Raw genomic sequence first — 25856 nt, forward strand, 5'->3', positions numbered from 1 at the left:
AGATGTTAAAGGTAGAACAGATTGCTGGAGGGTATTCTACTGAATCCGTCGTGGATATGATCACATTTGAAGTTGATAAAGGTGAGTTCTTTGGGATACTTGGTCCGAATGGAAGTGGCAAAACAACTTTATTGAAAATATTGAGCGGCCTATTGCCGTATCGAAAGGGAAGTATCCGTTTAAAGGATAAGGAATTGCAAGCATATTCAGCGAAAGAATTAGCAAAGCTTGTTGCTGTACTTCCTCAGCATGCTTCCCAATCCTTCTCTTATACAGTAAGAGAAACGGTCGCTCTTGGTCGTTATGCCCATCAGAAGGGCTGGTTTCATTCATGGGGAGATGAAGATGAGGCAGTAGTCCAGCAAGTGATGGAGCATACAGGGGTTAAAGCCTTCCAGCATCAAGAAATCAACGAGCTATCAGGTGGAGAAAGGCAACGAGTATTCCTTGCTCAAGCACTTGCTCAGGAACCTGAAATTCTATTATTAGATGAACCTACCAATCATCTTGACCTCTCTTTTCAAAAAGAATTAATGGACTTATTGAAAACGTGGACAAGAGAGTGCCAGTTAACAGTGATCTCCATCTTTCATGACTTGAACTTAGCTGCCCTCTACTGTGACAGACTTCTTCTCTTAGATCATGGAAAAATACATGTAAATGATATTCCGAATGAAGTGCTCAAAGCTGATCGAATTAAAGCGGTCTATCAGACAGATGTAGGAAAGCATTCACATCCGAAGGTACCCGCTCCGCAAATGGTTCTACTTCCTAACTTGGTGAAGCAAACTGAAGTGACTATTATTACGGAACAACTGTTGAAGCAAGAGAAGGAGTATCTGTTACTTCAAGCACCGGTTCCATTAAAAACGATGTCCTCTGGTGTAGTAGGTTCTGGGATGGGATGGCACCAAACCTTTATTAATCGCCATGTTCCAAAGGATTATGATTGTAGTGATTACCGAGAAGAAATGAAAACCTATTTGCGGAACAAAGGATTCGAGCCACTTGAAACGGTAGGGATGATGACAGCTGTACAGCTTGAGGATGCTTCCTATAGATACTATAAAGCGGCAGGGTTTAGTATGTTCATCGTCGTTACTGCTGGTGTTGGGAATGCAGTTGATGCTTCGAGAAGTATGGAGTATGCTTCCGAAATGGTACCAGGTACGATTAACACGTGGGTGTTTATCAATGGAGAAATTTCGGATGAAGCCTATATTCAAAGCATAATGACAGCAACGGAAGCGAAGGCAAAAGTGCTGCAGGATCACCAAATTAAGGATAAGGTGACAGGCACTATAGCAACTGGAACCTCTACAGATAGCATATTAATAGCAGCAACACAGCAAGGAACCTATTTAGAATTTGCAGGGACTATTACTCCCCTTGGGAAGCTAATTGGCAAAGGGGTATATGAGTGTACTGCAGCTGCCATTCAGAAATATAAGCAACGGGTGAAGGTATGATTCTATTTCATCTATCTGCGATTACACTAGCATATATCATCGATTCCATCATTGGTGATCCTCCAACATGGCCACATCCCGTACGGTGGATGGGGTCCCTAATATCGGCTCTTGACGAACGACTAAATCTAGGTGTGAGAAAAAAAGTAAAGGGAACCATTATGCTCATACTGGTTATTGTTCTTGTAGGAATTCCAAGTTTATTGATTGTGTGGGCCGGGTATCAGCTTCATCCACTTGCTGGTGTATTCATTGAAGGTGTTCTAATTTCAACCACAATTGCCCGTAAGAACTTAAATGAAGCAGCTCTTGAGGTGTATGATCCGCTTGCAGCTGGAGATCTAGCGGTAGCTCGAATGAAGCTCTCCTATATTGTAGGGCGGGATACAGATCACCTAGATGAAGGGGAAGTGGTCAGAGGAGCGGTGGAAACAGTCGCAGAGAATACAAGTGATGGAGTAACATCACCACTATTTTGGGCATTAATTGGGGGAGCCCCTTTTGCTTTAATTTATCGAGCCATCAATACATGTGATTCGATGGTAGGGAATAAGAGTGAGAGGTATAGGCAGTTCGGCTGGGCATCGGCCAGACTAGATGATGTGATGAACTGGATTCCAAGTCGAATAACTGGTGTAACCATGCTAGTTTTTAATATTCCTGAAAGAGTTTCCTATCGATCCGCTTGGAAAATTCTATTTCGAGATGCGAAAAAACACCCGAGTCCAAATAGTGGATGGGGCGAAGCAGCAGTTGCAGCCATTTTGGGTGTACAGCTTGGCGGTATCAATTATTACAAAGGACAAATCTCCAATCGAGCTAAGATGGGAGAGCCCCTTTGTTGCTTATCCAAACAGCATATTATTGATACAAATGAGATATTAAACCGAACAACGCGCGCCTTTATCTTATTTTTATGGGTAGGAGGAATGCTCATTGAATTGGCCTACACATGGCTCCAATCCACACTATTTATATAAAGCAATGGGGTTAAGTGAACAAGAGGGATCCAATGACTTTAGTGCGAACATCAACCCATTAGGCCCACCGTCTTCACTCGAAAAAGAATGGCAGAGCTATTATAAGAAAATGTTCCAATACCCTGATCCGAACGGGAGAGAATTGAAAGGGCTTATTTCTCAAAAGGAGCAAATTAGTGAAGAATGTATTCTGCTAGGTAACGGTGGGGCTGAAATCATCTCTTTAATTGGAAGACTACTTTCGAAGAAGAGAATTCTCATTATTCAGCCGACCTTTTCTGAATACGAGAAGGCATGTAAGGTCAATGGCTGTACAATTGTTTATCACACACTAAAAGAAGGAAGCTGGGAGCTTTTAGCAGATGAGCTAGATCCGAAGTTAAGAGGTGTGGATGCCGTCTTTTTATGTAACCCTCATAATCCAACAGGTATTTGTTTTACCAGCCAGGAGATTACAAGATTAATAGATGCCTGCAGTGAGCATAATTGTTTCTTGATTTTAGATGAAGCCTTTTACGACTTCGTGGGTGAGTACGAATCCTATGTACCACAACTGTCAAAGAAAACGAAGCTAATCATATTAAGGTCGATGACGAAAATGTATAGTATCCCTGGGGTTCGTTTAGGGTATGTGATGGCGAATGAAGAAGTCATTCAAAGGTTAGCAGAATATCAGCCTCATTGGAGTGTGAATGGGCTTGCGCTGTTAGCAGGCGAAACTTGTATTCAGCAAGAATGTTATATAGAAGAAACACAGAAATACATAACGGGAGAACGAAACAGGTTATTCTCCCAATTCCAGCAGCTAGGTTATGATTTTTCACCAAGTCATGTGAATTTTTATTTGTTAAAGGATCGGAGGTTAGCGGATCAATACTCCTTTTTTCATTTTCTCATAAAAGAAGGCATCATCCCAAGGCATACATATAATTTCCCTGGCTTAGATGGTCGCTGGCTAAGGTTTGCGATTCGTAGTCATGATGAAAATACGCAGCTGATGGAGGGGTTAGAGAAATGGCGCCAGATAAGCAGTTAATTTTTATAACCGGAGGCGTTCGAAGCGGAAAAAGCTCTTTAGGTGAACGGCTTGCTTGTGAGATAAAGGAGCAGATCGGTGGAGAGCTTCATTACATTGCTACGGGCGTTGTGACTGATGGGGAGATGGATCGGAGAATTCAACGTCATCGAGAAGAGCGGGATACAAGTACTCACGTATGGAAAACATGGGAGCAGTCTCAACATGTTTATGAACTGGCACCATTATTTGGCGAAAAGGATGTTATCTTACTCGATTGCTTGACGTATCTAGTGAATAATGAGTTTTTTGTAGAAGGCGATCGCTGGCAGAAGCAAGCATTTCTCGGGGACCTCAAAGAGCGAATTCTGTCGGGGCTTAAGCAGATCTTTAGCAAATGCCACACACTAATTGTTGTAAGTAACGAGGTTCTTTTTGAGCCGATTCATGACAATCCTCTAGTAATTAGCTATTGCCGGCTTCTAGGGGAGCTACATCAAGCGATTGTTTGTGAAGCTGATCGAGCGTATGAGGTGTACAAAGGAATCCCATTGGTAAAGAAGGGGAACGCAACATGAAGTGGGTTATAGGGCTGTTAATTAATATTCAATTTTTTACGAGTATTCCTATTCGGGCTTCCTTCCCAATGGATACGCCGTATGTCAAACGAGCGGTTCAAACCTTTCCGATTGTTGGTTTAATTCAGGGATTGATCTTAGCCGCTTTATTTCATATTCTTTCCACGTGGAGTCCATTTTCCTTGCTAGCAATTGCCTTTATCCTTTGGTTGTTTTCCATCTTAGTTACAGGGGGCATTCATTTGGATGGCTGGATGGATGCGAGCGATGCCTACTTTTCTTATTACAATGTAGAAAAACGGTTAGAAATTATGAAGGATCCGCGAACCGGTGCATTTGGTGTTCTATCTGTCATTCTATTATTAAGTACAAGGTTTTTCTTTCTTTATGAAGTGGTCATCTGGCAAAGTTCTGCTACCTATTTGTTGCTTGCGTGGGTCCCTTTCTTGGGGAAAACCTTAATGGGCCTACTGTTATTGCATGTGAAAGCAGCGAAGGAGGAAGGACTCGCGATCATGTTTCAAAGGGCAGCAACCCCTAAGTCACTCTGGGTCTATCTAGTTTACGTGGTCGCAGCAGTGGGAGTGGTTTCCTTAATAAATGCTACTACTATCGTACCTGTACTAATGATTCTTAGTGTGGCTGGTTTCCTCTTCTTCTTTTTAAAAAATATAGCTTTACGCTGGTTTGGTGGAATTACAGGAGATGTACTTGGGGCATCTGTAGAAGGAGGGGAGGCGGTACTATGGCTAGCCGTGTGGCTATTGCATTATTTCGTCATGGGATAACAGAAGATAATGAGCGGCACGCCTATTTAGGCTGGAAGGATGCTCCACTTAGTGACGGACAGAGGTGGCAGGCCCATTCTAAAGCTTATGAAAAGATTTATAGTAGTGACTTAATTCGCTGTGTCGATACAGTAAGAGCGCTCTTTCCAAAGCAAGAGATCCAATGTCTAAAGCAGCTCCGCGAATTAAATTTTGGTGATTGGGACGGCCAAACATATGAAGAGCTAAAAGATGTGGAAGAATATCAAGCTTGGCTCGGTAAACCGTTTGAAACAGCTATTCCAAATGGAGAATCCTATGCTGCTTTTTCAAAGAGAGTCGAGGAAGGCTGGGATACAATCGTCCATGAACTCGTTCTAAGCAAGCGTTCAAAAGTAGCGATTTGTACTCATGGGGGAGTGATCCGCTACCTATTAACAGCTTTGGGAAATGAAGAAAAGAGCTTCTGGGAGTGGAGGGTTCCTTTTGGTGAAGGCTACGAGCTCATCTGGGATTCAATGGAGCAGCTAAGGAGGGGTGAAAGATGCACTTTGTTACTGGAGGTACCTTTAACGGAAAAGCAGCATGGGTGAAGAACCGGTATTGTAAGGGGAAGGGGCTGACTTGGATTTCAGCCTATCGTGGACATTCGTTTCCCCATGACCTGGGTTCAGAGGATCTATGTGTATTAGAAGGAATGGAATTGTGGATAAAAGACACGTTGTCACAAGAGGAGTGGCGCGAGCGTCTTGAGATGTGTATGCAATGGGAACGGGAAATAACAGGTCGGCAGCTCGTCGTTATTGGTTCTGATATTACAAAAGGAATTGTTCCAATTGATAAAGAGGATCGGAAATGGCGAGATATGACAGGGTGGGTTTATCAAGATATCGTCAAGAAGTCAGAGCGAGTCGACCTCATTTGGTATGGAATCAACCAACAACTTAAATATGGGGGAATGGAAAATGAAGATATACACTAGAACAGGTGATCAAGGTCAAACAAGTTTGATTGGTGGAAGAGTCGATAAAGATGACATTCGTGTAGAAGCGTATGGAACAGTTGATGAAATCAACAGCTTTGTTGGGCAAGCGATGACGGAATTAGATCAGACGCTCTTTCAAGATATCCTTGCTGATCTTGAGAAAATTCAGCATGAATTATTTGATTGTGGCGGAGACCTTTCCAACGTGACAGCTAGAAGAGTGGAAAAGCTAAAGGCTGATTCCATTGCATATTTAGAACAGAAAATAGATGAGATGATAGAAGAAGCACCTGCATTAGAACGATTCATCTTACCTGGTGGATCGAAGCCTTCTGCCTCTATTCATATTGCTCGTACGATCACTAGAAGAGCGGAAAGATTAGTCGTTAAGCTGATGAAGCAGGATGAATCTACGTCGACAGTTGCTTTAAAGTATTTAAACCGTTTGTCGGATTACTTTTTCGCCCTGGCGCGTGTAATCAATTTCCGTTTACAGGTGAAGGATGTCGAGTATGCAAGGAGCGCCAATGTATTTTCAGGGGGAATACGCAAGGAGGAGAACTAAATGAAGGCTAAAAAGCTAAGCTATATCGCCTTGTTTATCGCTTTATCTGTTGTCGGTGCATCGCTGAAAATACCTGCTATTGTTGGTAGTGTTGCACTCGATGCGTTCCCTGCATTACTCGCTAGCGCATTGCTAGGGGGTAGCCTTGGCGGGGTGGTTGGTGCAATGGGTCATCTCCTCTCCGCTTTACTTGCAGGCATGCCACTCGGACCCATGCATGCAGTTATTGCTTTCGAAATGTTTGCTCTTGTTTGGTTGTTTCACTACTATTATCATAGGGGACAAAAGCTACTCAGCATACTTGTGTTTGTGATAGGAAATACACTGTTAGCGCCGCTTCCTTTCTTATTTTTAATGGGAATAGGATTCTATCTAGCGATTGTGCCTTCATTATTTATCGGCTCTGTCTTAAACATCTTTGTCGCGGTGGTATTAATCCCTAGATTATCTTTATTGCAAAGTCGGTTAGAGAAGAATGGTGAGGTCAAGCTGTGAGAGATGTACAAGCCGTTTCTCTCGGTGGGAATGAGACGTTAATTATTGCAAGTGATAATAGTGGCGGAATTGGTCAAAAGAAGGAAGACATCGTTCACGTTCCATATGATGTGGTGGCATATTTCAATTTCCGGGTAGCTGCAATGGAAACGATCGCTGCAGGAGCTGAGCCCTTTTCGGTTGTGATCCAAAATTTTTGCGGAGAATCTGCATGGGAAGAGATTACATCAGGTGTGAAAAGAGGATTAACTGAACTTGGTTTAAGGAATGTAGGTCTAACAGGGAGCACGGAGACCAATTTTACACTCGAGCAATCTGCTCTTGGTCTCGTAGTGTTGGGAAAAAGGAAAGGTGAAGAGCCCTCTCATTTAGGGGAGAAGCTTGCGGTGATCGGGAGTCCGTTAGTGGGAGATGAAGTACTTCATCGCTCAAATGAAATCATTCCACTCTCCCTGTTTCAGCGATTAGCCAAAATGAAAGATGTCACCATTTTCCCTGTAGGCTCTAAGGGGATATTATATGAAGTGAACGAACTTCTAGGGAAATCGGTACAGACAGTAGATACAGAAGTGGATGTGTACAAATCAGCTGGTCCTTCCACCTGTATAGCCATTAGCTTTCCCTCTTTCTTAGAAAGAGAAATCATGATTGTAGCTGGTGAGCTATACCATTCCATCAACTATTTTACTTAACTCTTCCTATTGTAAGGGGGAGTTTTTGTTTTTATCTTAAAAAATTCGTATAATTTGTTTGCAAAGGAGGAGAGGGAATGCCTTGGATTTACTTAGTATTAGCAGGGATTTGTGAAATTGGCTGGGCATTTGGGTTAAAGTACTCCAAAGGGTTTACAGAGCTCGTGCCAAGTGTAGTAACAGGAATTCTCATTATCGTCAGCTTTATCTTGTTTTCAAAAGCGATGAAGTCGATACCGATTGGAACAGCATATGCTGTTTTTACAGGAATAGGAGCGGCTGGTACGGTAATTATCGGTATGCTTTTTTTAGATGAAGGGGGAGGAATCGGAAAGCTTTTGTTTCTTGGCTTGCTACTTGGGGGGATCATCGGGTTGAAAATGACAACAGGTGATGAAGACAACGAGAAGGAAAAGGAGAATTAGCATGGCATGGATATATTTAATCATAGCGGGCTTTGGAGAAGTAGGTTTTGTATTATGTATGAAACTTTCTGAAGGCTTTTCGCGAATTCCCTATACAATCTTAACGATCATTTCAGGGTTTTTTAGCTTCTATTTTCTATCGATGGCGCTATTAGTTATTCCGATCGGAACGGGTTATGCGATTTGGACGGGCATAGGAGCAGCTGGGAGTGTCATCATCGGTATGATATTTTTCAAGGAATCGAAAGACTGGAAGAGGCTATTGTTTATATCAATGATTATTTCAGGTGTGGTTGGTTTAAAGGTCATTGGTTCGTAAAAAAGGAGAATAAGCGGTTGAAAGCGAATTAGTTCATATAAAGTGAAGGGTTGGTGTGAAGATGAAGCTGAATATGGGATATGTCATTTTGTATGTAACGGACTTAGACAAAACAAAGCATTTTTATGGGGAGCTATTAGGCTTAACACTTCGAAATGAGTTTGGGACATACATTGAATACGATACAGGCTCTACCATTCTTTCGATGAACACAAGAGAAGACGGTCGCGAAGTAACAGGCTTAACGATCCCAGATGATGTGACCCAATCACAAACATTCGAGCTCGGATTTGTGACCGAACAAGTAGCGGAAGTCGTTGAAAAGCTGAAAACGGCTGGAGTTGAAATCCTCAAGGAACCGACCGAAAAACCATGGGGGCAAACGGTCGCCTATGTAGCAGACCCAGACGGACATTATATCGAAATCTGTACGCCAATTGGATAATCTAGCTGGAAGAGCATTGATCGTTACGGGTCAGTGCTTTTTTGATTTAGGGTGTAATGTAGATCTTGTGAGTAAATACGGATAACTGCTTAAAAGTTACGGATATCTCACATTAAGCTACGGATATGACTAGAATGGAGTGCGAGAAAGCGAGAATGGATTTGCGGATATATTGGATTTTTCGCTGATAAAATCAAAAAATCGCTGATATTTTCCCAATTTCGCTGATAAAATCAAAAACTTGATCTTCCCCTCGATTCGCCGCCTTTGCTCATTTACCCACGTAAACTCAATATCCATAAGCTTCATTCTTCAGCACACTTTCCTCATTTTCCAAAATGTTTTTTACAAAAATTTGTTTTTACTATTTTAATAGGATTTTAAAGATAATTGGAGAAAATGGTCGATTTTTGATTAAATAAGCGTTTTCATAGAGATTTGTAAAAAGGCCTAAATGTGATAAGATTCATTATGTTTTTGTCGGCCCCGGCTTTTATGAGAGTTAAAAGCCATAACTAATTTGAAAAGAGGTGGGATGTTGTTGACATCAAATTTAAAACAAGAATGGTTTGGTAATGTTAAAGGAGACATTCTTTCAGGTATTGTAGTAGCTCTTGCACTGATTCCAGAAGCGATTGCGTTTTCGATTATTGCTGGAGTAGACCCAATGGTTGGATTGTATGCCTCTTTTTGTATTGCAGTTGTTATTTCCTTTTTCGGAGGACGCCCAGCAATGATTTCGGCTGCAACGGGTGCGATGGCACTCGTGATGGTGACCCTAGTAGCTGAGTATGGCTTACAGTATTTATTAGCGGCTACCGTTTTAACCGGAATGATTCAATTATTCTTCGGATTTTCTAAGCTTGCCCGCTTTATGAAGTTTATCCCAAGATCGGTCATGATTGGGTTTGTAAATGCATTAGCCATTCTTATCTTTATGGCCCAGCTTGATCAATTCGTGAATGCCACATGGGTAATGTATGCAATGGTTGCAGGTGCACTAGCGATTATATACTTGTTTCCACGGATCACAAAGGCAGTACCATCTCCATTAGTTGCGATTATTGTGATTACGGTTATTGCGATTACAACAGGCTCGGATGTAAGAACAGTTGGTGATATGGGAGAACTAACACGTAAGCTCCCAATGTTCTTCATTCCAGATATCCCGTTAAATTTTGAAACATTAAAGATTATTTTTCCGTATTCCTTAGCACTAGCGATTGTTGGCTTACTTGAATCTCTATTAACGGCTTCTATTGTTGACGATATGACAGATACAGATAGCGATAAAAATCGCGAGGCAAAAGGCCAGGGAGTAGGGAATATTGTGGCTGGCTTCTTTGGCGGAATGGCAGGATGTGCGATGATTGGTCAATCCGTTATTAACGTAAAATCAGGCGGTCGCGGCCGTTTATCAACGTTTGTTGCTGGAACATTTCTGATGTTCTTAATCTTAGTTCTAGGAGATCTTGTGGTTCAAATTCCAATGGCAGCCTTAGTAGGCGTTATGATTATGGTATCGATTGGAACTTTTGATTGGTCTTCTCTTATGAACATGAAAAAAACACCGATTACAGACACACTAGTTATGATTGTGACGGTTGTGACGGTTGTCTTTACGCATGACCTTTCTAAAGGTGTTTTCGCAGGAATCATCTTAAGTTCCATCTTCTTTGTAGCGAAAATTTCAAAGGTGAAAGTTGTAGAAACGTTAGATGAAGCGACAGGGCATCGAGTGTATTCCGTAACCGGTCAAATTTTCTTTGCTTCTGTAACAGAACTTGTATCATCCATTAACTTAAAGGATGAAGCAAAGGAAGTAACGCTGGACTTTACAAATGCACATGTGTGGGATGACTCAGCTGTTGCAGCTATTGACAAAATCGTTCTAAAGCTTCGTGAAAATGAAACAGTTGTTCATATAAAAGGTTTAAATGAACCGAGTTCTCATTTAATGGCGCGCCTTTCAGTAGCCGATCAAGAAGGCGCAAAGCTGTCAGGACATTAATAGATTGCGAAAAAAACACCTTTCGAGGTGTTTTTTTCATGGAATTTTAATAGGTTAATCTCCTTTGTGCTTGATAGAAATGGTAAAATGGTGGGCAAGAGGTGAGGATATGTTTAATCGAATTTTAGTTGCAGCAGATGGGTCAGACCATTCGGTGCGATCTGCTGAGAAGGCAGGGTATATCGCAGAAAATAATCCAAAAGCAGAAGTAACGATTGTCTATGTGATTGATGGACAAAAATCAAAAGAAGACGTGCTCCATCACTATGATAAGAGTGTTTTAGAACAATCAAGGAAAAATCGTTTAAACTCTATTGAAGCTATCTTTAAAGAGAAGAACATTTCCTTCAACATTGAGATTTTACATGGTGAGCCTGGTCCAACCATCGTTGATTATGCAAATGATCGTTCCTTCGACCTAATTGTTGTAGGAAGCAGGGGACTAAATACATTACAGGAAATGGTTCTTGGTAGTGTAAGCCATAAAGTAGCGAAGCGTGCTAAGGCACCAGTGATGATTGTAAAATAAACAAACGCTGACTCCAATAGTTGAGTCAGCGTTTATTTTTACTTTGTTAGCTTACTTTAACCATTTTAGAGGAGTTAACCTTCTCTTGTGTGAGTTTATCGGCCATAACAGTGATCGCTCCATCACCTGTTACATTTGTTGCCGTACCAAAGCTATCTTGTGCAAGGTAGAGGGCAATCATTAACGAAAGCATGGTTGGATCAAAATTCAGCATGGTTTCTAATAGTCCGAGTGCAGCCATGACAGCTCCACCTGGAACACCTGGTGCCGCGATCATTGTAATCCCAAGCATTGCAATAAATGGGAAGATGAGTGTGAAAGATGTTGCATCCCCTTGAAGAACTAGAACTGCAATCGAGCAGCTGACAAGTGTAATGGTGCTCCCTGACAGATGAATCGTTGCGAGTAGTGGAACAGAAAACTCAGCTACATTTGATCGAACACCTAGTTTCTTTGCATGCTTTAATGTGACTGGAATCGTTGAGGCAGATGATTGAGTCCCAAGAGCTGTAAAGTAAGCTGGTAGCATTTCTTTCATTAATTTAAATGGGTTTGTTTTTGATACTGTGCCCGCAAGCGTATATTGGAAAACTAAATAAATAATATGAAGGATAATAACCATAACAAAGACCTTCGCAAATACGGACATAATTGTGCCGACTTGACCTCCGTGTGTCATGTTGGCGAAAATACCGAAAATATGAACAGGTAATAATGGAATAATTACTTTTTCAATCACTTTTTCAATGATGCTTTGGAAATCGTTCATCACAGATTGCAATGTGTTTCCTTTGATAGCTGCTAATCCAAGACCAATAATGAAAGCAAGAATTAATGCGGACATAACACCCATTATAGGTGGCATTTCCACTTGAAAGAAAGGCTTTAATAGTGCTTCTTCAGGATTTTCAAAATTCTTTAAGCTTTGCCCGCTTAATAAAGAAGGATATAAAGAAGTAGCGGCAAAATAAGCAAATAAACCAGCGAGTACCGTTGATGCATAGGCAAGTGCTGTTGTAACCCCAAGAAGTTTCCCTGCCCCTTTCCCCATGACACCAATACCCGGTGCGATAAAGCCAATAATGATTAATGGAATGACAAAGCCTAGAAAGTTTCCGAATAAGCCGTTAAAAGTGGCGAATAATCTGATCCCGCTACTTGGGATGATTAGCCCTGCTACAATCCCTAAACCAATGGCTAAAATTATTTTTGTGAGTAAGCCAATTTTCTTCATTTTGTCCTCCTTCTGTAAACAGTTGTTTTTGTTAGATGGATTATACCTTAAATAGTCAAACTTGTTAATACGTTAAAATTATTTCAGAAAAATAAAAATATTATAATAATTATTCCTGCCCCTAACAACTTAAATTCCTTAGGAGAAATGGTTGAGTTGTAATATACTGTGTGTATGTGTTGAATCAAGCTATCCATTACATATAGATGATAGGAGAGGGTATTTCTTGAGACTAAAGGACGCTTCCCCTTTTCTAAGAAAATGGTAAAATAATAAGATGTGATTGAGATTTGGAGGTTCTAAAAATGAAAACTAAATTAGGTTTATTATATGGTGGAAAGTCTGCTGAGCATCAGGTTTCAATGCAAACAGCAATGGCAGTTATTAAAGCATTAGATCTAGAAAAATTCGAAATACACCCGGTTTACATAACGGAGAGTGGGCAGTGGATTAAAGGTCCTGAGCTCCAGGCTCCTGTAGAAAATGTGAAAGCACTTGAATTTTCAAACGGTGAAGAGCTTCCTCCGACAGCATTAGCACCTACCTTATTTAAGTCAACAGAAGATAAAGGACCATTTGATGTGATTTTCCCTCTTCTTCATGGTCCAAATGGAGAAGATGGAACGGTTCAAGGGCTTCTGGAGCTGTTAAACCTTCCGTACGTAGGTAATGGAGTGCTAGCTTCATCTGCGGGGATGGATAAGGTGATTATGAAAAATATATTTGCGCAAGCAGGTCTTCCTCAAGTGAAATATATTTCCTTTATTCGTTCCGACTGGGAAGAAGGAAAGGTAGCTGCTTACAAGCAAGTAGAAGAAGAAATTGGGTATCCTTGCTTTATTAAGCCAGCTAATCTTGGATCAAGCGTAGGAATTAGTAAATGTATGAACCAAGAAGAGTTAGAGAAAGCTTTTGATGAGGCCTTCCAATTTGACCGCAAGATCATTGTGGAAGAGGGAGTAAAGGCGCGTGAAATTGAAGTGGGTGTGCTAGGAAACGATCGTCCAGAATGCTCCGTTGCAGGAGAAATTGTACCGAAGAAAGATTTCTACGATTATAAAGCCAAATATGAGGATGGAAATACGGCCTTGATCATTCCTGCAGACATTACGAAAGAAGAATATAAAGAGTTAGTCGAGATGGCTACTATTGCCTTCAAGTCACTTGATTGCTCAGGGTTAGTACGTGCTGACTTTTTCTTAACAGAGGATGGAAAATGGTATATTAACGAAGTGAACACAATGCCTGGGTTTACCCCATTTAGCATGTTCCCGTTATTATGGAAGCATACAGGAGTAGAATACCCTCAGTTAATTGAACGTCTTGTCAGACTAGCGACTGACCGTCATACAGAAAAACAAAAAATTAAATATACCTTTTAACATCTAAGTTGCACGGCAAATATTCTTTGCCGTGTTCCTTTCGTTTATATTCATTAGATTGGAGGCAATAGTGGAATGATCCAGCGCACGATTGAACAAATCACGCAAATGATAAAAGTAGATAATGATCTTTCTGCATTTCATCATGTACATGTCCAAGGGGTTTGTATTGATTCAAGAAAAATTTCAAAAGGGAATCTATTTGTTCCTTTTCAAGGTGAGCAAGCAGATGGGCATCGCTATGTTGAAGATGCTATAAAAAATGGTGCAGCTGCTGCATTATGGCAAAAGAATGTTCCGAATCCACCGACTCACCTACCGATACTCTTAGTAGAGGATACATTAACGGCCATGCAAGAGCTTGCGAGAGTCTATCTTAAAGGGCTAGATGTAAAGGTAGTGGGCATAACAGGCAGTAACGGGAAAACTACAACAAAAGATATGACTGCTGCACTTCTATCACTACAATATAAAGTTCAAAAAACCGAAGGGAACTACAACAATCATATTGGCCTTCCGCTAACGGTATTAGGATTAGAGGAAGACACTGAGGTAGCGATCCTTGAAATGGGCATGAGTGGATTTGGAGAGATTGAGTTTTTATCTGAATTAGCGAATCCAGATGTTGTAATGATTACCAACATTGGAGAAGCCCATCTTCAGGATCTAGGGTCGCGTGAAGGGATTGCTACTGCAAAGCTAGAGATTCTAGCTGGACTTAAGCATAAAGGATTATTGGTTTATCATGGGGATGAACCTCTTTTAAGAAGTCGTTTGGCTGAATATAAGGGAGCTGCTGTTTTTCAAACATTTGGGAAGGGAGAAGGAAATGACCTATTTCTAATTTCCTCTCAGCAAACTGATCAAGGCAGTATATTTAGCGTGAATCAATCAAATCAAGAGTTTGCTCTACCAGTGCTTGGTACTCACAATATTATGAATGCCATGGCAGCGATGCTGACAGCAAGATATTTGGGAGTTTCTTTTGATCGCATGAATGAGGGCTTTGCCTACTTGAAAATCACACATATGAGGATGGAGCTTGTCGAAGGAGCGAATGGTGTACGAATCATTAATGATGCATATAATGCTAGCCCTACAGCAATGCGGGCAGCCATCGAGCTTGCATCTAACCTGCAAGGATATGATCATAAGGTTCTTGTCCTAGGTGACATGCTTGAATTAGGTCCAAATGAGGCAGAATTTCATTTGGAAATTGGAAGAGAGATCAACCAAGAGGATATCCAGTTTGTCTATACTTATGGTCGATTAGGAGAGAAAATTGCTGAAGGTGCGAAAGAAAAGCTTGGAAGTGACCGAGTGTTTGCTTTTACAGATAAAGCAGAGCTAATAGAGCAACTAAAGTCAACAATTCACTCAAAGTCCCTTGTTCTAGTGAAGGCTTCAAGAGGGATGAGGCTTGAGGAAGTTGTTACGGCTCTTCAAATTGAGTAGGATACTGTATTAGTATCTCATTTTCCTTTCTATAACAGGGTATGCCTTGAATATTAATAAATGGATAAAACTGTTATAATTAGCAAATACCCCCTGTTTCATGTGAAACAGGGGGTATTTGTATAACGAAGCAAGCAGAAAAAGCTATTACCTATCTTAAAGATACACAAACGGCACATAAATCATCCTTGATTTCTCCTGCTTTTTTTCGATCCTCGTATAGCTTTTTTAACATTAACTCGTCATCATATGCAAAGTACTGCTTAAAGCCTTGCTTTACCTCCTCAAGGCGGTTTTCTGTTTGGTTATAGGGAGTTTCGTTTAACCCATCAGTGAATAAAAGCAGTTTTGATGGATGCTCATATGTGAAGGTTGCTTTTTCAATCATTGGGTTTTTAATTAAGCCAATGGGAACCATCGTAGAGGAAAGAGTAGACATTGTATCCCCTTCAATAATAATACCAGGCTGATGGCCAGCGTTTACATAGTGAATTTTCTTTTCTGATGTATGGATATGGAGGATGATCGCTGTAAAGTATGATGTAACATAGTGATGAGAAGAAAATTCTTCAAATAAGCGAAACATATGTCGGTTTAACTCTTTTGCAATTTGCTTTGGATCTTTCAATCTCTTCAGCAGCCCCGGGAAAAGTGCCCTCATTGCCATACTTATAAGTGCCGCATGAACGCCGTGTCCGCTCACATCAATAATAATAAGTCCGTATTCCCCTTCGTTAATTCGAGTCCAATAATATAGATCGCCAGATAACAGTTCAGATGGTTCATATATGGCCTTTATTTGAATATCGTCTTCAACGAATGCTTTCGATAAAACAAGCTGCTGTATTTTTTTCGCAAATGCCAGTTCTTCGTTAAGATGTGTTAACGCTTTTTGAAGCTCTTGCTCTTTCTTCTTCCGTTTCATAATCTCCTTTCGAACACGCAGGAGAAGATGAACTCGGTGGAGGATTTCTGCTTCATTTGGATCTATCATCCGATCTACTAATCCATCAGTAGCTAGATCAATTGACTGAGGAAGTCGCAAATGTTCGTTTAATAGAAGAAGCAAAGGAATCGACTGTTCTTGGCAGTAATGATGGATGTACTCGATGTTCATTTCGTCTGGCTCTACCTCGATAATTAATAGACTTAGTCCTCTATCTATGTTAATCATCTGGTTTTCAACTACACTTTTTTCTAACCAGCTAACGTTGTCGAAAGCGTTACTTAATATATGGTAGACCTGACTCATCTTAGATGATTGAGAGTGTAATAAGTAAATAGACATGTAAAAGCTCCTTCACGTTGAATGCCAAACCTCCATTGATTTTAGCATAGTAGTATCAAAGTAACCTCTTGTATAGGAAAAAAGTCATAATTTTGTTATAATCCGCCAATGTATGCCATTTATTATCCTTTATACTGACATTAGAATTAGGAAAAAAGCAAAGAGGGAAAAGGGGGATCTTAATGAGCGGATGTCCATTTCGGGCCTTATTTAACGAAAAGGGTGCAATTGGGTTCAGTCGGAAAGATCAAATTTCGGTTGGGAAGAAGTCTGTGTTATCAGCTAGCCATGAAATGACGGGGAGTTTTCAAGAGCTATTAAAAGGTGAAGTTGCTACACAGCTAAAGTTTGTTGGATTATCAGAAGAGGATGTACTAAATTTAACGGAGCTTAGATCCATTATGGAGGAGAATGCAGAGGATATTGTAGGGGCTTTTTATGATCAGCTTCAGAAAATGCCAAACCTCCTGGGTATCATAGATCGAAATTCCACAATAGATAAGTTAAAGAAAACACTTAAGCAGTATTTGTTAGATATGGTGTCAGGTGATATTGGTGAGAAATATGTGATTCGCCGCAAAGTAATAGGTAACGTTCATAACCGGATTGGTTTATTTCCAGAATGGTATATTGGAGCTTATACATTAATTCAAAATGAAATGTTGCGTGTACTGACAAGAGAGCTTGATTCATGGGAACAGGTAATGAAATACTACTCTTCCTTTCAAAAGCTATGTTCTTTTGATATGCAAATTGGTATCGAAACATATATTGAATCGTATACCTCTTCAATGATGAAGCTCAACGAAATTGAGGAACTACAGTATCGATTAAACGACTCAGCGTCGATGCTTGCTGCAGCAGCTCAGGAAACAACGTCATCGATTGCAGATAAAGAATCACTCGTTGACCAAATGCTATCTGAGATCCACTCGATTCAAGGTTCCTCTAAGGAGATGATCTCAGGTGTTGAAGCAGGAAAGCAGGATGTTTCTGTGGCTTTAACAAATGTGGATAAAGTGGTGGATTTAATCGAAACAACTAAGGGGATGACGAAAGAGTTAGGTGACAGCTCTAGTAAAATCGGTCAAGTAGTAAAAACCATAAGGGGAATTTCAAATCAAACGAATATCTTGTCATTAAATGCAGCGATTGAAGCGGCAAGAGCGGGCGAGCATGGAAAAGGGTTCTCGATTGTTGCCCAAGAAGTAAGAAAGCTTGCGAATCAGACCGAGAACGCTCTAGATCACATTCAGGGACAAATCAGTACAGTCCAAGAAACGATTGAAAAATTTGATCAGAGCTTTCAACAGATTGTGAAGGAGACAAGCTCATTCAGAGAAACGAACCGAAATATTATTGAGATTCTAGAAAGCTCTGTGGATAGCGTTAAGACCAGTGACGCGAGGATTAGTAATTTCAGTGGGTTTGTTAATGAATTTAAAAAGACATTTGAAGAAATTTCGGACGCTTCCTACCAAATTGCAGAAATGGCTGAGCAGCTAAGTTATTTAAATAACGAATTAACAGAGAAATTTCAGCAGTAACAAGAGATAGAGATAAGGGGGGATGAAGTAATGATGAAAATTCGTTTAAAGTTCGAAGGGTTAGAATATAGGTCATTAGATGAAATGGCAAACAACCTACTACATGAAGCAAATGAAAGAATTATTCGAATTGACCTTGGTGAATTTGAGAATGATCGTGAAACGAGAAACTATGCTAAATTTCGTTTGATGCATTTATCAAGATCCTTTGACGGACACATTCCAGAGGAATTTCGTTCCATGTATAACTCATTATGGAGTCAGCTATACCGACTAGAGCACCAAGGGAAATATACAAACCCTTATTTATCACAAATTATGGACCGCATTCGCGTTAGGTTATGATCGATGAAAACGAAGAAGATTAGGGGTCTATCCATTGAAACGATCTTTACTCAGGTAGAAGCCATTTTAAACGAATTGGACATGATGCAGGATTCTAGTCATCAGGATATCTTTAGCTATAATATTAAGCTAGCCCTATGGGAGTTGTTTAGTAATCTGATTAGCCATGGGGGAGAAGAGGTTTGTGAAGAAATCACCGTTCATATTTATGAAAATGAAGCAGAAATTCTTTTTAAAGTCATTTCAGATGGGAATCGGTTTAATTGGAAGGAATACAAGGAAAATGATTGCCCTAGCTTTGAACAAGAGGGCGGGAGAGGTTTGTATATTTTGCAGCAAATATGTGATCGGTTTGCCTATGAGGAAGAGGGTCAAATGGCTATTCTAGGTTTTGAAAAACAGAAGGAGGCTCATAAATGAATATTGAAATGCTACAAGAGCAAGAGGTAATGAGGGCGATATTTAAAACGGATATTCACTTTGAAACTTCGCATCAGCTAAATTTAGAACTTAGTGATTTTCAATTACCGGAAAACACAAAAAAGGTAGAAATTGATTTCAAAAACGTTCGCTTTGTAGATAGCTCTGGAATCAGCTTACTGCTTAAGTGGATTCATCCTATGTACAATCAGGTTGAGATTGATTTGGTACATGTAAGTGATCCAGTGCATAATATCTTTAAGATTTGTAAGTTAGATCAGTTTGCGAAAATCTATAATTAATCAGTAGAGGCTTTAGTTTGACTTTGTCCAACTAGAGCCTCTTTTTATGTGCGTTATAACCTTATGATGTGTTTTTTCTGCACGGAAGAATTATAATAGAGTTAACAATGATAATTGGGCGGTGAATTTAATTGATTGGCTGCTTATGCATACACGGGTTTACAGGTGCACCCTTCGAGGTTGAACCACTCGTTCAGTATTTACAAGAACATACGAATTGGAAGTTGGCTGTCCCTACCTTACCAGGGCATGGAGATTCCCTCAATTTAAAGGGGGTACGCTATCATGATTGGATTGAGCATGCGGAACATGAGCTAGAAGGGCTATTGGATTCATGTGACACTGTTTATGTGATTGGGTTTTCAATGGGAGGGTTGATTGCAAGCTATCTTGCGACAAAATATCCAATTAAGAAACTAATTCTACTTAGTGCGGCAGCTTATTACGTCAACCCAAGGCAGCTCGCGTTTGATATTAGAGAAATGTTCCATGATCTACGAAAAGGACAGCTATTAACAAATGAATTATTTTCACGATATAAACGAAAAATTGCTGATACACCAATTTCAGCCACCTGGCAATTTAGAAAGCTTGTCTCTAATATTAGAAGCATGCTAGCTCATGTAAATGTCCCAACATTGATTGCACAGGGTGAAGCAGATGGGATTGTTCCACCGAAAAGCGCCCAGTATCTCTACGACCGTATTGGATCTTCTCATAAGAAAGTTCTCTATTTTAAAGAGTCTAAGCATTTGATATGTCACTCCCATGAACGAGAAGACCTTTTTAATGAGGTTTTATTCTTTTTAAAGGATGAAATGTAACTGGTTTCTAGCTTGTTTTGAGTCGGGAAGTCCCCTGTGAAAAAGCCAACAGAAATCCCATCGTTGGCTTTTACCTTTTATTGCAAACGTGGGATTAAAATGTTAAGATAAGCTTTAAGTGACTATGAGAATTCTCGATAAAAATTGGACATGCTCCACTTGGAGAATGTCTTTTTTCACTTTCATTCCTTAGACACACGAACTAATTTTATAGCCACGACAATTATGTTGAGAATAAAGGGTAAAGATTATATAAGTACCAATGAAATAAGTATATTTTTTCGTTGATTAGAAGGAGATTGAACACATTGACAAAGTTTCAAGATTTAGGTATTAGCGCAGCAACAATGAAGTCACTTAAAAGAATGGGATTTGAGGAAGCAACACCTATTCAAGCTCTAACGATTCCTTTAAGCTTAGAAAACAAGGACCTTATTGGACAAGCTCAAACAGGAACAGGTAAAACAGCTGCATTTGGAATTCCGTTAATCGATAAGATTGATGTAACAAAGGATTTTATTCAAGGGATTATCATTGCGCCAACACGTGAATTAGCTATTCAAGTATCTGAAGAGTTGTATAAGATTGGGTTTGGCAAACGAGCGCGCGTGTTATCAATTTATGGCGGGCAAGATATTAATCGTCAAATACGTGCATTAAAAAATCGTCCACATATTATTGTTGGTACACCAGGGCGTGTGCTTGATCATATCAATCGAAAGACAATGCGTTTAGACAATGTCCATACAACGATTCTAGATGAGGCAGATGAAATGCTAAATATGGGATTCATTGAGGATATTGAAGCTATTCTGTCTGAAATTCCATCAGAACGCCAAACGCTGCTATTCTCCGCAACGATGCCTGCTCCAATTCAAAGAATGGCAGAGCGTTTTATGAAGGAGCCACAAATCGTAAAGGTGAAAGCGAAAGAAGTAACAGTTCCACTAATTGAACAATATTATGTGGAAGTTCAGGAGAAGACAAAGTTTGATATTCTTACAAGATTGCTTGATATCCAATCTCCAGACTTAGCGATTGTATTTGGTCGTACAAAACGCCGTGTTGATGAGTTATCTGAAGCATTAAATATTCGCGGCTATATGGCAGAAGGAATACATGGAGATCTAAGCCAAGCGAAGCGTATGTCTGTATTGCGTAAATTTAAAGAAGGCTCTATTGATGTACTTGTAGCAACGGATGTAGCTGCGCGCGGATTAGATATTTCTGGTGTTACACATGTTTATAACTTCGATGTACCCCAAGATCCGGAAAGCTATGTGCATCGTATTGGGCGTACAGGCCGGGCAGGTCGTACGGGTGTAGCAATGACCTTTATTACGTACCGTGAGAGAAATTATCTAGAAGTGCTTGAAAAGACAACCAAGCGCAAAATGGATAAGATGAATACACCGACTCTCGATGAAGCGCTAGAAGGCCAGCAAAAAGCAGCGATGGAGAAAATTCAGCAATTAATCGACGAGAAAAATTCACAATACTATAAGCAAGCAGCAGATGATCTTTTAGAGAAGAATGATCCATCGGATGTTGTTGCGGCTGTATTGAAATTGATGGTTAAAGAACCAGATACTACACCAGTCAAATTAACAGAAGAAAAGCCTATGCCGATGAAGCGTGATCGCAAACAGCAAGACAGAAAGCGCTCATACGACTCGAATAACCGACAAAAGCGTCACTCTAAGCCACGTCAAGGTCAAACAGGCGGAAAACGCTACAGCAATCATAGTAACAAAAATAGTAACTCAAACAAGTCCAATAGCTACCGTTAAGTGGAAGAGAGCATGTGATATGCTCTCTTTTTCTGTACTTGTGGTGATCATAATCGGATATACTAACCCAAAACAATTGATTTTGGGGGTGTGGTGATGACAATTGTTCGTCTAGGCTATGTCGCCATGAGTGTTCACTTGAAGAATTGCTCTCCTTCTCAAACGATGACCTATCGTCAATTTTCATCGATAAAAGATCGAGAGGCAGCCATCTTGAAGCTTGAACGAATAGCCATTTCAAATCTACAGAATTGCCTGCGTTTACTAAAGCATAATGTCGCAAATAGCATTCATTTCTTTCGGTTTAGCTCTAAGCTTATTCCGCTTGCAAACCATGAAGAGCTTAGAGACTGGAGGTATATGCGTCCGTTGAAGGAGGCTCTAAGGGAAATAGGGGATTATCTAAAAGAGCATCCCATGAGAGTTGATTTCCATCCAGATCACTTTGTCCTCCTTAACACACCTAATGTAGATACATTAAATATGTCGGTAAAAACGTTAGCGATGCACGAGGCCTTGTTAAAGGGAATGAGTGTAAACACAGAACATCGATGCGTTCTGCATGTTGGCGGGGCATATGAAGATAAAGAAAAAGCAATGGAACTATTTATTGAAAATTGGGGAGTTATCCCTCATAAGCTTCAAAAAATGGTCATCTTAGAAAATGATGATACATCTTTCACCCTAGAGGATACATTGTATTTATGTGAAAAACTAGGCATACCCCTTGTATTTGATTACCACCATCATCTGGCAAACTTTCAAAATGATCGTTGGCTAGAGAGCTGGGAGCGGGTAGTTAACACCTGGGCTCACTCTCCTCTTCCAATTAAAATGCATATTTCAAGCCCGCGATCGGATAAGGAATACAGAGCACATGCTGATTTGATTGATCCGATAATGTTTCTCGGGTTCTTGAACGAAATCAAGGGAACAGTACCTGAAATTCATTGCATGATTGAAGCCAAACAGAAGGATGAAGCACTTTTTCAATTAGGTGATGATTTGGAAGCTGCGGGTTTGGAACGTATTGATCAAGGAAGTTTCCGTATGAAATAGCCTCGAAAATGAAACAATTTACCACCTCATTCGTAAGAAAGGTATCCATATTTTATAGATTCTATTGTAGTGTATAAACAGAGAAGGATATTTTTTGGATGTAGGAGGAATTGGCGTGTTATACGAACCGCATAAAAGAATTTCTGAAAGAGCCTTAACAGTTTGGAGATTATCAGGAGTATTTTATTCATTTTTTATTCTATTGCTTAGTGGAGGGGCTATTGCGCTCGCGATCATATTTGATTGGCCGAAGTGGATTATTGCGGTGGCATTAGCTTTCCTGATGATATTCGCATACTTATCGGTTTTTTTCATCCCAACCGTCAAATGGAAAAGGTGGAGATATGAAGTAAGGGAACAGGAGATCGAGCTTCAACACGGCGTATTTATTATTAAGCGAACGTTAGTGCCAATGGTACGCGTGCAGCATGTTGATACAAGGCAAGGTCCCTTATTAAGGAAGTATCGACTTGCGACCGTCACCGTTTCTACAGCAGCAACCGTGCATGAAATCCCTGCTTTGGATGTCACGGAGGCAGAAGAGCTGCGCATCTTTATCTCGAGGCTAGCAAGGGTGGTTGAAGAAGATGTCTGAACCGAAAAGACTTCATCCGATATCAGCGGTTGCTAACTTTCTAAAGCAGCTGAAGGAGCTTATTGTTCCGTTCTTTCTTTTTGTTATCTTCGGAAGCCGAGGGTTGGATCTTGATCTATTTGTGATTCTGATTTCAATTGGAATCCTCGTTATTATTTTGACGGTGGGCTTCCTCTCATGGCTTCGCTTTACGTATCGTATAGAAGATGGAGAGCTTCGTATCGAACATGGCCTTTTCGTTCGAAAAAAACGCTACATTCCCTTTGAACGAATTCAGAGTATTGACCTTTCTGAAGGAATTCTTCAAAGACCATTTGGATTAGTAAAAGTGGTTGTGGAAACAGCAGGATCAAGCGGTATGGACGATGCGGAAGCGGTGCTTACAGCTATAAGTAAAGCAGAAGCGAAATTGATTCAAGATACGGTAGCTTCTGTAAAGCGGGATGCCGTGATGGATGAAGATAGAGAGGTGCAAGAAACACCAAGCTCGCATATATATAAGATATCTGTAAAAGAACTGCTGCTATTGGCATCAACTTCGGGTGGAGTAGGAGTCGTGATTTCTGCAGTTATGGCATTCATCTTCCAATTCGAGGAAATCATTCCGTATGAAGCGATATTTAATAAATTTGAGAAGTTTGTTGCAACGGGTGCGATATTTATTAGCATCATTGTCTTTATTGGGTTTGTCCTTGCGTGGGTCGCTGCCATCGTTGGAACGATGGTCAAATATGCCGACTTCACTGTGAAGAAAGTAGGAAATGACATCATTATCACAAGAGGTCTGTTAGAAAAAAGACAATTCACCATTCCAGTTAACCGAATTCAAGCTGTCCGAATTAGTGAGAATCTTTTGCGACAACCTCTTGGGTACGCAACGGTTTATTTAGAGAGTGCGGGGGGATCTATTTCTAACCAAGAGGGCTCAAAGGTTATGATTCTTCCATTTATCAAGAAAAACAAAGTGTCTGAGATTCTTCAAGCCTGCTTAGCAGATTACAAATTAGATGTACCTATAGCGCCTCTTCCGAAAAGGGCGTTTAAGCGATATGTCATCAGAGGGTGGTTAGGGGTCCTTCTCTTTGTAGCCGTTCCAATCGTGTTCTTCCGTCCGTGGGGATATCTATCACTTGTCCTAATTCTAGCCTCCTTCCTCTTTTCGTGGTTAAATTTTAAAGCGGCAGGATGGTCACTACATGACAATCAATTAACGCTAAGTTATCGCCATCTAATAAAAAATACGGTTTTTATGAGGAAGACAAAAATTCAATCGATCTCAATGCAAGAAAGTTATTTTCAAAAGAAAAAGGACTTGGGCAATATTGAAGCAGGTGTTGCCTCAGGCTTTGGTTTGGCAGGAGGAAAGGTAGTCGACCTTGAAAGTAAAGATATACAATCCATCTATGAATGGTATTCGAGAGAAGAAAAATAAGCTAAAAGCCTCGGCTTTTAGCTTATTTAAATAGGAAACCGATAATTGCTAAACTAATTAAGATAATAAGGACTACCTGAGGAAAGGTCGGTTTACTAAAGGAAAACGAACGTTTATATGAACTAGTTCTGTGGGCAGATCTTCTTCTAAAGTTTTCCCGATTGCCATACATAAAGGCTCCGAATAAAAAACCTGCTAACAACCCGAATAAATGGGCAGTAATATTTATGTTTGGCTGAAAGAATGTCATAATGACGCCAATCGCTGTAATCGTTAATATGACTTGTGAGTTTTCTTTTGATAAAATTTGCTGCTTAAAAAAGATCATAGCAGCATAAAATCCGAATAGTCCGTATATAGCACCACTAGAGCCAACATGTGTATAGGTTAAGGGCATTAAGATTAACGTAGCTACGTTTGCTAAAAGCCCTGTTAACACATATAGGAGAATGAATCTTCTTTTTCCAACAATTCGCTCTAGGGCTGGACCAAAAAGAACAAGAGAGAAGCTATTAAATAACATATGTGTAAATCCGCTATGCATAAAAATGGGGGTGATCAATCGCCATATCTCCCCTTGTACAACATAAAGGTTAACTCCTACGAGCTTTTCAAACAAGAGCATACTTGGAAAGATGGGAAGACTTGTCAACAAATATAAGGCAATATGGATAAGTACTATTGTTGTAACAACAGGATAGTATCGAACAAATTCCTTCAGACTCTCTGTTCTTGTAAACATAAGGTTCCTCCCTTACAATTCTTCTATCTACATCATAGCCTGATGGATGAAGTTTTATCTGTCAAGAAATGTTGCTTTGTAAATGAATTCGGCTGTCCTTATTTTCATTATGGGGTTAAAAGTTAACAACAGCCACCGATTATATAGAATAAAAGGGCTAGGCATG

General features: G+C 40.2%; 29 protein-coding genes. 26 read left to right on the forward strand and 3 right to left on the reverse strand.

Going from position 1 to position 25856, the window contains the following annotated elements; genetic code table 11:
- Positions 1–2: 2 nt before the first annotated feature.
- The 15 genes from LS684_RS01380 to LS684_RS01450 all read left to right on the forward strand — a co-directional run bounded on the left by LS684_RS01380 (position 3) and on the right by LS684_RS01450 (position 11275).
- A complete protein-coding gene (locus LS684_RS01380; RefSeq protein WP_233809243.1) occupies positions 3–1469 on the forward strand; it encodes an adenosylcobinamide amidohydrolase in 1467 nt (488 codons plus the stop codon).
- Positions 1466–2449 (forward strand): adenosylcobinamide-phosphate synthase CbiB, encoded by a 984-nt coding sequence (gene cbiB, locus LS684_RS01385; RefSeq protein ID WP_233809245.1) that lies wholly within the window; start codon positions 1466–1468, stop codon positions 2447–2449. Before LS684_RS01380 ends, cbiB begins: the two co-directional genes overlap by 4 nt.
- A complete protein-coding gene (gene cobD / locus LS684_RS01390) occupies positions 2406–3485 on the forward strand; it encodes a threonine-phosphate decarboxylase CobD (RefSeq protein ID WP_233809247.1) in 1080 nt (359 codons plus the stop codon). Before cbiB ends, cobD begins: the two co-directional genes overlap by 44 nt.
- Positions 3464–4042, forward strand: a complete 579-nt coding sequence (locus LS684_RS01395; RefSeq protein WP_233809250.1) for a bifunctional adenosylcobinamide kinase/adenosylcobinamide-phosphate guanylyltransferase — start codon at positions 3464–3466, stop codon at positions 4040–4042. Before cobD ends, LS684_RS01395 begins: the two co-directional genes overlap by 22 nt.
- Positions 4039–4830, forward strand: a complete 792-nt coding sequence (gene cobS, locus LS684_RS01400; protein ID WP_233809252.1) for an adenosylcobinamide-GDP ribazoletransferase — start codon at positions 4039–4041, stop codon at positions 4828–4830. Before LS684_RS01395 ends, cobS begins: the two co-directional genes overlap by 4 nt.
- Complete coding sequence (locus tag LS684_RS01405; protein WP_233809254.1) at positions 4788–5402, forward strand: histidine phosphatase family protein; 615 nt, start codon at positions 4788–4790, stop codon at positions 5400–5402. Before cobS ends, LS684_RS01405 begins: the two co-directional genes overlap by 43 nt.
- Positions 5354–5791 carry a bifunctional adenosylcobinamide kinase/adenosylcobinamide-phosphate guanylyltransferase gene (locus LS684_RS01410; protein WP_233809256.1) on the forward strand — a complete coding sequence of 146 codons (438 nt, stop codon included), beginning with the start codon at positions 5354–5356 and terminating at the stop codon, positions 5789–5791. The genes LS684_RS01405 and LS684_RS01410 overlap by 49 nt, the downstream gene beginning before the upstream one ends.
- The gene (locus LS684_RS01415) at positions 5775–6359 is read left to right on the forward strand and encodes a cob(I)yrinic acid a,c-diamide adenosyltransferase (protein ID WP_233809258.1); all 585 of its coding nucleotides are present in this window, start codon (positions 5775–5777) and stop codon (positions 6357–6359) included. Before LS684_RS01410 ends, LS684_RS01415 begins: the two co-directional genes overlap by 17 nt.
- The gene (locus LS684_RS01420; protein ID WP_233809260.1) at positions 6360–6854 is read left to right on the forward strand and encodes an ECF transporter S component; all 495 of its coding nucleotides are present in this window, start codon (positions 6360–6362) and stop codon (positions 6852–6854) included.
- Complete coding sequence (locus LS684_RS01425) at positions 6851–7546, forward strand: ATP-binding protein (RefSeq protein WP_233809262.1); 696 nt, start codon at positions 6851–6853, stop codon at positions 7544–7546. Before LS684_RS01420 ends, LS684_RS01425 begins: the two co-directional genes overlap by 4 nt.
- A gap of 77 nt (positions 7547–7623) precedes the next feature.
- On the forward strand, positions 7624–7971 hold the full coding sequence (locus tag LS684_RS01430; protein ID WP_233809264.1) for a DMT family transporter: 348 nt from the start codon (positions 7624–7626) through the stop codon (positions 7969–7971).
- Between the two features lies 1 nt (position 7972).
- A complete protein-coding gene (locus LS684_RS01435) occupies positions 7973–8290 on the forward strand; it encodes a DMT family transporter (RefSeq protein WP_233809266.1) in 318 nt (105 codons plus the stop codon).
- 61 nt (positions 8291–8351) lie between these two features.
- Positions 8352–8735, forward strand: a complete 384-nt coding sequence (locus tag LS684_RS01440; protein WP_233809268.1) for a VOC family protein — start codon at positions 8352–8354, stop codon at positions 8733–8735.
- Between the two features lie 535 nt (positions 8736–9270).
- Positions 9271–10746, forward strand: coding sequence for a SulP family inorganic anion transporter (locus LS684_RS01445; RefSeq protein ID WP_233809270.1), 1476 nt, complete (start codon positions 9271–9273; stop codon positions 10744–10746).
- A 109-nt stretch (positions 10747–10855) separates the two neighbouring features.
- Positions 10856–11275: a universal stress protein gene (locus LS684_RS01450; protein ID WP_233809272.1), complete on the forward strand. Its 420-nt coding sequence runs from the start codon at positions 10856–10858 to the stop codon at positions 11273–11275.
- 46 nt (positions 11276–11321) lie between these two features.
- On the opposite strand, the gene LS684_RS01455 is transcribed toward LS684_RS01450, so the two are convergent.
- Positions 11322–12509, reverse strand: a complete 1188-nt coding sequence (locus LS684_RS01455; RefSeq protein WP_233809274.1) for a dicarboxylate/amino acid:cation symporter — start codon at positions 12507–12509, stop codon at positions 11322–11324.
- Positions 12510–12814: 305 nt separating this feature from the next.
- Here LS684_RS01455 and LS684_RS01460 point away from each other — a divergent pair, with 305 nt between their 5' ends.
- The gene (locus LS684_RS01460; RefSeq protein WP_233809276.1) at positions 12815–13891 is read left to right on the forward strand and encodes a D-alanine--D-alanine ligase; all 1077 of its coding nucleotides are present in this window, start codon (positions 12815–12817) and stop codon (positions 13889–13891) included.
- 75 nt (positions 13892–13966) lie between these two features.
- Positions 13967–15346: a UDP-N-acetylmuramoyl-tripeptide--D-alanyl-D-alanine ligase gene (locus LS684_RS01465; protein ID WP_233809278.1), complete on the forward strand. Its 1380-nt coding sequence runs from the start codon at positions 13967–13969 to the stop codon at positions 15344–15346.
- 151 nt (positions 15347–15497) lie between these two features.
- Here LS684_RS01465 and LS684_RS01470 read toward each other — a convergent pair whose 3' ends face one another.
- Positions 15498–16634, reverse strand: coding sequence for a PP2C family protein-serine/threonine phosphatase (locus tag LS684_RS01470; protein WP_233809280.1), 1137 nt, complete (start codon positions 16632–16634; stop codon positions 15498–15500).
- A 182-nt stretch (positions 16635–16816) separates the two neighbouring features.
- Between LS684_RS01470 and LS684_RS01475 the strand changes: the two genes are divergently transcribed.
- The 9 genes from LS684_RS01475 (at position 16817) to LS684_RS01515 (ending at position 24948) form a co-directional block, all read left to right on the forward strand.
- Positions 16817–18181, forward strand: a complete 1365-nt coding sequence (locus tag LS684_RS01475) for a globin-coupled sensor protein (protein ID WP_233809282.1) — start codon at positions 16817–16819, stop codon at positions 18179–18181.
- A gap of 30 nt (positions 18182–18211) precedes the next feature.
- The gene (locus LS684_RS01480; RefSeq protein WP_233809284.1) at positions 18212–18526 is read left to right on the forward strand and encodes a hypothetical protein; all 315 of its coding nucleotides are present in this window, start codon (positions 18212–18214) and stop codon (positions 18524–18526) included.
- 3 nt (positions 18527–18529) lie between these two features.
- The gene (locus LS684_RS01485; RefSeq protein WP_233809286.1) at positions 18530–18946 is read left to right on the forward strand and encodes an ATP-binding protein; all 417 of its coding nucleotides are present in this window, start codon (positions 18530–18532) and stop codon (positions 18944–18946) included.
- Positions 18943–19248: an STAS domain-containing protein gene (locus LS684_RS01490; protein ID WP_233809288.1), complete on the forward strand. Its 306-nt coding sequence runs from the start codon at positions 18943–18945 to the stop codon at positions 19246–19248. Before LS684_RS01485 ends, LS684_RS01490 begins: the two co-directional genes overlap by 4 nt.
- Positions 19249–19379: 131 nt before the next feature.
- Positions 19380–20072 carry an alpha/beta hydrolase gene (locus LS684_RS01495; protein ID WP_233809290.1) on the forward strand — a complete coding sequence of 231 codons (693 nt, stop codon included), beginning with the start codon at positions 19380–19382 and terminating at the stop codon, positions 20070–20072.
- 308 nt (positions 20073–20380) lie between these two features.
- Positions 20381–21862, forward strand: a complete 1482-nt coding sequence (gene cshA, locus LS684_RS01500) for a degradosome RNA helicase CshA (protein ID WP_233809292.1) — start codon at positions 20381–20383, stop codon at positions 21860–21862.
- Between the two features lie 96 nt (positions 21863–21958).
- Complete coding sequence (uvsE, locus tag LS684_RS01505) at positions 21959–22921, forward strand: UV DNA damage repair endonuclease UvsE (RefSeq protein WP_233809294.1); 963 nt, start codon at positions 21959–21961, stop codon at positions 22919–22921.
- Positions 22922–23036: 115 nt separating this feature from the next.
- Positions 23037–23516, forward strand: a complete 480-nt coding sequence (locus LS684_RS01510) for a PH domain-containing protein (protein WP_233809296.1) — start codon at positions 23037–23039, stop codon at positions 23514–23516.
- Positions 23509–24948: a PH domain-containing protein gene (locus LS684_RS01515; protein WP_233809298.1), complete on the forward strand. Its 1440-nt coding sequence runs from the start codon at positions 23509–23511 to the stop codon at positions 24946–24948. The genes LS684_RS01510 and LS684_RS01515 overlap by 8 nt, the downstream gene beginning before the upstream one ends.
- A gap of 22 nt (positions 24949–24970) precedes the next feature.
- Here LS684_RS01515 and LS684_RS01520 read toward each other — a convergent pair whose 3' ends face one another.
- A complete protein-coding gene (locus tag LS684_RS01520) occupies positions 24971–25690 on the reverse strand; it encodes a rhomboid family intramembrane serine protease (protein WP_233809301.1) in 720 nt (239 codons plus the stop codon).
- Positions 25691–25856: the final 166 nt, after the last annotated feature.

The organism is Cytobacillus spongiae, from assembly GCF_021390075.1.